Annotated in this window: 6 protein-coding genes and 1 pseudogene; 3 read left to right on the top strand and 4 right to left on the bottom strand. The window is 38.2% G+C overall.

Annotated elements, in window-relative coordinates; translation table 11 throughout:
* Positions 1-28: 28 nt before the first annotated feature.
* From KSO91_RS15535 to KSO91_RS17955, 4 genes and pseudogenes are all read right to left on the bottom strand, one after another.
* Positions 29-502 (bottom strand): transcription elongation factor, encoded by a 474-nt coding sequence (locus KSO91_RS15535; protein ID WP_238743942.1) that lies wholly within the window; start codon positions 500-502, stop codon positions 29-31.
* A gap of 231 nt (positions 503-733) precedes the next feature.
* A pseudogene (locus KSO91_RS15530) lies at positions 734-952 on the bottom strand (DUF904 domain-containing protein); the annotation flags it as partial.
* A gap of 70 nt (positions 953-1,022) precedes the next feature.
* Positions 1,023-1,910, bottom strand: a complete 888-nt coding sequence (locus KSO91_RS15525) for a choice-of-anchor H family protein (protein WP_238743941.1) — start codon at positions 1,908-1,910, stop codon at positions 1,023-1,025.
* Between the two features lie 244 nt (positions 1,911-2,154).
* Positions 2,155-2,337, bottom strand: coding sequence for a hypothetical protein (locus tag KSO91_RS17955; RefSeq protein ID WP_420830956.1), 183 nt, complete (start codon positions 2,335-2,337; stop codon positions 2,155-2,157).
* A 576-nt stretch (positions 2,338-2,913) separates the two neighbouring features.
* On the opposite strand from KSO91_RS17955, the gene KSO91_RS15520 reads away from it, so the two are divergent.
* From KSO91_RS15520 to KSO91_RS15510, 3 genes are all read left to right on the top strand, one after another.
* Positions 2,914-3,948 (top strand): LysM peptidoglycan-binding domain-containing protein, encoded by a 1,035-nt coding sequence (locus KSO91_RS15520; protein WP_238743940.1) that lies wholly within the window; start codon positions 2,914-2,916, stop codon positions 3,946-3,948.
* A gap of 13 nt (positions 3,949-3,961) precedes the next feature.
* Complete coding sequence (locus KSO91_RS15515; RefSeq protein ID WP_238743939.1) at positions 3,962-4,819, top strand: hypothetical protein; 858 nt, start codon at positions 3,962-3,964, stop codon at positions 4,817-4,819.
* 69 nt (positions 4,820-4,888) lie between these two features.
* Positions 4,889-5,755, top strand: coding sequence for a hypothetical protein (locus KSO91_RS15510; RefSeq protein WP_238743938.1), 867 nt, complete (start codon positions 4,889-4,891; stop codon positions 5,753-5,755).
* Positions 5,756-6,152 lie beyond the last annotated feature (397 nt).

Here is a 6,152-nt window from a genome sequence, read left to right as displayed (position 1 = left end):
TGTATATCTATTATTGAAATGATCACGATCAAGCAATCATGGTTATCTCATATTCAATCACTTTATTACCAATAAAAACACTCACCTCATCGCCTACGACTCGGTGAGTGATTGCCATTCCGAGAGGGGAACTTGGTGTAACAACAAAAATTTCTTTTCCTGAAAATTGCACTTTTAAACCACCCGCTGACGGACCGAAAAAAATATATTTATCATTGTTTTCAAGATCACGCAGCACGACCAACGCCCCCAAACAAACAGCAGATGCCGTGCTGATATTCAACTTCAAAAAGGCAGCAAGATCGACAGCACACTCTTCCACGCGCTGCGATTGTCCTTGCGCTAAATATGATGCTTCTAATGCTAAAGTATCGTATTTATTTTCTGCAATATTTTCATTATCAGTTGCCGTATTATAAGCGCGTTCTGCTGCATCTACTGCGCATTGATGAGTAACTTCTAATGCATTAATCAGTTGCTTATGGAGCAATTTTTTATTCATACTTCACATCATTTATCTGCCCAGCATTAATTCTACATACGGCTTTCAGAGTACTCACTCTAGCGAGCAATTGTATGCATTCCCACGCAGCGCGAGGGAACGAGAAAAAACAGTTTAAAGACCCCATTTCTCAGATTAATCGTGGTGATGCTCATGATGTTCACCTTCATGATGCTGATGCTCATTATGTTCATTATGTTCATTATGTTCACCTTCATGATGCGCATCATGTTGTGCTTCCTGCAACCTAGCCAGCAGACGGCTTACACCCGTTTCCGTTTGTTCTTGTTTTTCTTCGTTTTCTAATGCTTCGAGTTGTAACATTTCGTTTTCTTCGATGAGTTTAGTTTTTTGCTCTTGAAGTTCACTGACTAGCTGCTTAAGCTGAATGTTTTTTTGGATTGTTTGTTCAATCAACTGTTCGAGTTGAGGTAGAGTATTTTCTAGCATAAGGCGCTCTTTTAGATAGAGGAAAGATAACCTGCAATTTAATCTAAAGTGACGCCTATTGCTACCACATCTAAGCAAATATTTTTAGTAAACGCTTTGATAAGCGGCTAGCGAGTACTAACAGTAAAATAACTAATGACCATGCAGAAAAACTACCACCTTGTTGTTGATAATCACTGTCAATATAAACGTCATCATAATCGCGACTCTCTAATGGCAATGCATACAGAGCAGAGCTATCATCGGCGCTATAAGTCGCCACAATGCTGTTAGAGCCAACTTGGTATAAATCAATCAATAGATCATAGTCACTAGGGTAATAGCCTTCTCTAAACGTCGTCATCACTTCATAGGCATCTTGGTCACTATCACTGTGAATGATAAAATTATCACTGCTGTAATAGTGGATCCAAGGCCCGCCATGCTCACTCAAATATAATCGAGCATATACCTCACCGAAATCATTATCGTCATAGCTATACATATCAGCATCAAAAATAACACTCAAGGTTTGGTAGTAACCATCACTATCAAAATCATTCCGTAATAGCGTTGTTGCATTATAAATACTAAATTCAGGGGAATAACCATTGCTTATTGACAGTGTTAGGGATCTTGCCTGAGGCGACATTTCAGGTAACAGTTGTGCGGCTTGTATTTCATTCCGGGTCTTTCCTGTTGCCTTGCCAGTCAGTTGGTCAGGTACAAGGATGGTATTATTTTGTTTAATAATCGTTGCTCGGCTGACATCATTGATTGTTTCCGCTAATGCGCCGTAAGAAATACTCGAACGCGTGGTTACTTGCTCATTCGCATTGACTTGGTTGAACAATGTCAACGATGCGCTAATGAATAAAGCATTAAAAATATTACCCAGAGGGGAGAAACCTAAGCGCAAACCCTTTATATTTTTTATTGTATTTTTCTTTGCAGCAGTGCCGATCTTTGTATTCTTCATAGTAAGCCACCTTAAGCGCAATAATAGAGTTGTTGTTATCTATTAAACCCTATTGAACATGAACCCAAGCTGAACAATTAAAAATGAACTTTAAGATGGCCTTTTCATCCGAACAAGTAACGACAATGAAACTAGAGCAACTGTTAAATTAGCACCAACAAAAAAATAGCGCTATCCCCTTAAAAACTGGCTGAAAATTTTGGGTTAAACTTAAATGAAGCGAAAATGGCCCACAGTTTTTAGTCTAGTTAATTAACTTAAAAACCGTTTTAGAATCTATTTTGGCAAAAAACCAGCAAAGAGGTATGGCTGTCCTCTGATTAAAAAAAACATTAAGTTGTTCACCTTCAATGGCACTCGAATGAAGAATATTGGCAAGCAATGCATTCAGCTCGATTGATAAATCATGGTTATCCTGGGTTTGCATTTTACCAAGCAAAACACCTTGATTTAACTGCACTTGACGTAAAAGAGGCGCAATTATTTTTCATCCCAAGTGAAATTTGGCCAGTTAGTTCGTTTCCAGATCAACATAACGCCCCTTCCTATTACTTTAATGATGCAAATAGATACATTATTCGCCTCACATTATGAGGCGAACAATGTGAGTAAATGCCTCATTTTGTGAATATTGCTACCTATCAATCATCTGACGTAAAACGACTGACAACTAAAATAGTTGATCAAGATATCGCATCTTTCGATTACACCAGTGAAAACGGAAGGCTGTCCCAGCTCAATATTATCACATTGAGACTCGCCGTATTGTCTGACACTGCACAGTAGTTAAAATGGCCAGCGTGCTGTTGAGCGTGAATAGTTCAATTTTTGTAGGTCAAATCCCTTTGAAAAACTTGCGTTTCAATCAAAAAGGCATGGAGGGCGTAATATTTTTTTTATCTTTTATTGATACCCATGAATCTTGTCGTTATACTTCCCATTTATCAATATTATAGTCAATGGTCGCAAGTGATATTCGGAATTAATTTATCAAGGAACTGTGATGACAAAGCAATACATTGTGAAAAATGGAGATACATTATGGGATATCTCAGCAACACACTTAGGATCTCCACTCGAATGGCCTCGCTTATGGCGCTTTAACAATCGTAAAGAGGTCATTGCCATTACCCGAAAACCTATTATTAATCCTGATCTTATTTATCCCGGGCAGAAGATACTTATCCCAATCCTTGGAGCAGCGGCATCAAAACCAAAACGTACAATAAAATCACTCGTCAAACCAAAAGAATCATTGCAATCGCAACTTCCAAAGATAAAATATCCAATTTCATTAAGTTTTAAATTAGATGATATAACTCATCCGCCAATCATGATACCTAATGCGATTGTTGAAATTAAAATGACAGGAAGCATTGCTCTTTCAAGTGTTGAAGCGTACCCAGTGAATTACGTGGTTAATAATAAAACCTTAGAAGCAAGCGTAACATCAGCTGCTAACCATGCGTTTGGATCGTTATTGGCTGATACACAATTAGCTTATGATACAAATACTAAAAGCTTAACCCTCGGCTCAAAAATCGTATCAAAAAGTACCACGCCGAATGTGCCTTCGACAGCGGTTGGTATCGAAATGGGCTCTCATTCACCAATGCCAAAATTGCAATTTGAAATACAGTTCCCGCATTTAAAGGGGAAAATAAACGAATTCAATTATATTGCAGAAAAAGTAAAATTTGTTCTAGAAGTTACTTTTATTAATGGGACTGCGACAGAAAAAGATGGCCACTCTTCGCCAAAACCTACTAATTCAACATCATGGGATAAAGTTTTTGCCATCGGTTTGTATACCGCGTCAACTGCTATCGTTGTCGGTACCATCATAGAGGATTATCTCACCGGCGGATTGGGCGTAACTGATGATCCTATTTGCTTTGCAACCGCAGCAGGATTATCAGCCAGAGGCGCGATACTTTGGGGAGGGACTAATGCGGTTGTTCAACGAGCCGTATTACCCGCAGTGATGAGATTATCATTATGGATTGTACCTCCGGCTACGCTCAGTTATGCCCATTAAATACGAGTCTAAAATGAAAATGAAGAAAAGATTGATTACTGTTATTACACTAGCCTCATGCTTGCTTGGGTGCTCATATTTTGAAAGCGAAACGGAGCAAGCCCTGCGCTTATCCAAGACATATCAACTTGAGATAAAAGCGGGTGATCCCAGTTTATTTTATCCTAAGCAATTCGGCGAACAAGGTACTGAATTATCACGCCTTAAGATGGAGGAAACAACTTTAGAGCAGGCTTCAGAAGCCCTTGATGGCATTGAAGACTCATTAGCAATCTATCCACCAGGTTTTGTTAGCTCCATTATCGATGCTATTTATATTTGTGGTCCTATGTGGATGGAAGGCGCTCCTGCGGGGGGAACATACGCAATAAAATGGATAATATTATCGAATAGTAATAAGCAAAATACATTACGTGCCGTACACCATGAATTAAGCTCATTGATTTTTATGCGTTCTCTATTTGTACTGATTGCATGGTCAGATCTTATGCCTCAAGATTGGAAGCCCGCCTCTTCAAACTATGAAGCCTTGACGAGGGATGTAAATTTACCCCCTGCTTATAGCGATGGTTTTTTGTCAGAATACAGTAAAACATTCATCGAGAATGATTTTAATGTTTATGCAGAGTTTGCTTTTTCTGAGCCAGCGCGATTACGATTACTCGCACAACAACACCCCATTATTGCCAAAAAGTTAGGGCTGCTAATCTCTGCGTATACAAATATTTCGCCTGAATTCAGCGATTATTTTGGTGATTATTTTGCTAAAACGGGCTTAAGTGAGGTTGCAATAAAGACTGAAAAAGCTGAATTAACATTACATTTAGATATTGATGTTGATAATCTTCACCCTACGATATCTCAAGAATAATAGTGTGATCATATTTCAAGCTCTATTCTTCTTGCAACCACGTTTAGAGATGACAATTGAAACGATAAAATGAAGAAAAGATTTATTACTGTTGTTACGCTAGCCACCTGCTTGCTTGGGTGTTCATATTTTGAAAGCGAAGCGGATCAAGCACTGCGCTTATCCAAGACATATCAACTTGAGATAAAAGCAGGTGATCCCAGTTTATTTTATCCTGAACAGTTTGATAAACAACCATCCAACCTTAAGATGGAAGAAACTTCATTAGAAGAGGCTTCGGAGGCCCTAGATGGCATTGAGAAAGCGTTAATTATTTATCCACCAGATTTTGTTCCTACCATTATTGATGCTATTTATATTTGTGGCCCTATGTGGATGGATGGTGCAGTAGCAGGAGGTACATATGGAAAAAAGAAACTAATTTTATCAAGCATTTCAAAGTGGAACGGTACAAAAGTTAATTATAACAATGCGTTACGAGCTGTTCACCATGAATTAAGTTCGCAGATATATACGCCCTCTATATTTACACGATTAGCTTGGTCTGCTCTTATGCCTCCTGATTGGAAATCAGCAGTTAATAATTATGATGCTTTAATGGTAAACCATGATTTACCCCCAGATTATAATTCAGGATTTCTTACTCAATATGGTAAGACCTCTACTGAGAATGATTTTAATGTTTATGCAGAATTTGCTTTTGCTGAGCCGGCGCGATTACGATTACTCGCACAACAACACCCCATTATTGCCAAAAAGTTAGGGCTGCTAATCTCTGCGTATACAAATATTTCGCCTGAATTCAGCGATGCTTTTGATTCTTATTTTGCTAAAACGGGCTTAAGTGAGGTTGCAATAAATACTGAAAAAGCTGAATTAACATTACATTTAGATATTGATGTTGATAATCTTCACCCTACGATATCTCAAGAATAATAGTGTGATCATATTTCAATCTCTATTCTTCTTACAACCACGTTTAGAGATGGCAATTGAAACGATAAAAATGAAGAAAAGATTGATTACTGTTATTACGCTAACCACCTGCTTGCTTGGGTGCCATCTTTTTTCATTGGTTTACATATTATATTGGTTTGTGGTGAATCAATTATATAATGTTTTCTGACTGCTTCTTCTGTATTTTAAAATTTTAATGTTTACATTCATATGGTTATCGCTTAATGCAGTGCCATTCAGACCTGACCCGAATGGCACTGCATTAAGCCTTCCCACCCTTGGCTCCTGTGTTTTTCCTCTGTTTTGGCGGGTGCCCATTTTTTAGAACATTAGCCCTAGCTTCATGCCTTGGTACCATTAATAAACTATAAGCTGA

The sequence above is a fragment of the Psychromonas antarctica genome (genome assembly GCF_022267535.1).
In the GTDB taxonomy this organism is placed as follows: domain Bacteria; phylum Pseudomonadota; class Gammaproteobacteria; order Enterobacterales; family Psychromonadaceae; genus Psychromonas; species Psychromonas antarctica.
This window is presented reverse-complemented; position numbering and strand designations above follow the sequence as displayed.

What these genes read in the sequence shown, in the direction of transcription:
- KSO91_RS15525 (WP_238743941.1), bottom strand. Translation starts at nt 1,910, where the DNA reads ATGAAGAATACAAAGATCGGCACTGCTGCAAAGAAAAATACAATAAAA.
- KSO91_RS15510 (WP_238743938.1), top strand. Translation starts at nt 4,889, where the DNA reads ATGAAGAAAAGATTTATTACTGTTGTTACGCTAGCCACCTGCTTGCTT.
- KSO91_RS15520 (WP_238743940.1), top strand. Translation starts at nt 2,914, where the DNA reads ATGACAAAGCAATACATTGTGAAAAATGGAGATACATTATGGGATATC.
- KSO91_RS17955 (WP_420830956.1), bottom strand. Translation starts at nt 2,337, where the DNA reads ATGCAAACCCAGGATAACCATGATTTATCAATCGAGCTGAATGCATTG.
- KSO91_RS15515 (WP_238743939.1), top strand. Translation starts at nt 3,962, where the DNA reads ATGAAAATGAAGAAAAGATTGATTACTGTTATTACACTAGCCTCATGC.
- KSO91_RS15535 (WP_238743942.1), bottom strand. Translation starts at nt 502, where the DNA reads ATGAATAAAAAATTGCTCCATAAGCAACTGATTAATGCATTAGAAGTT.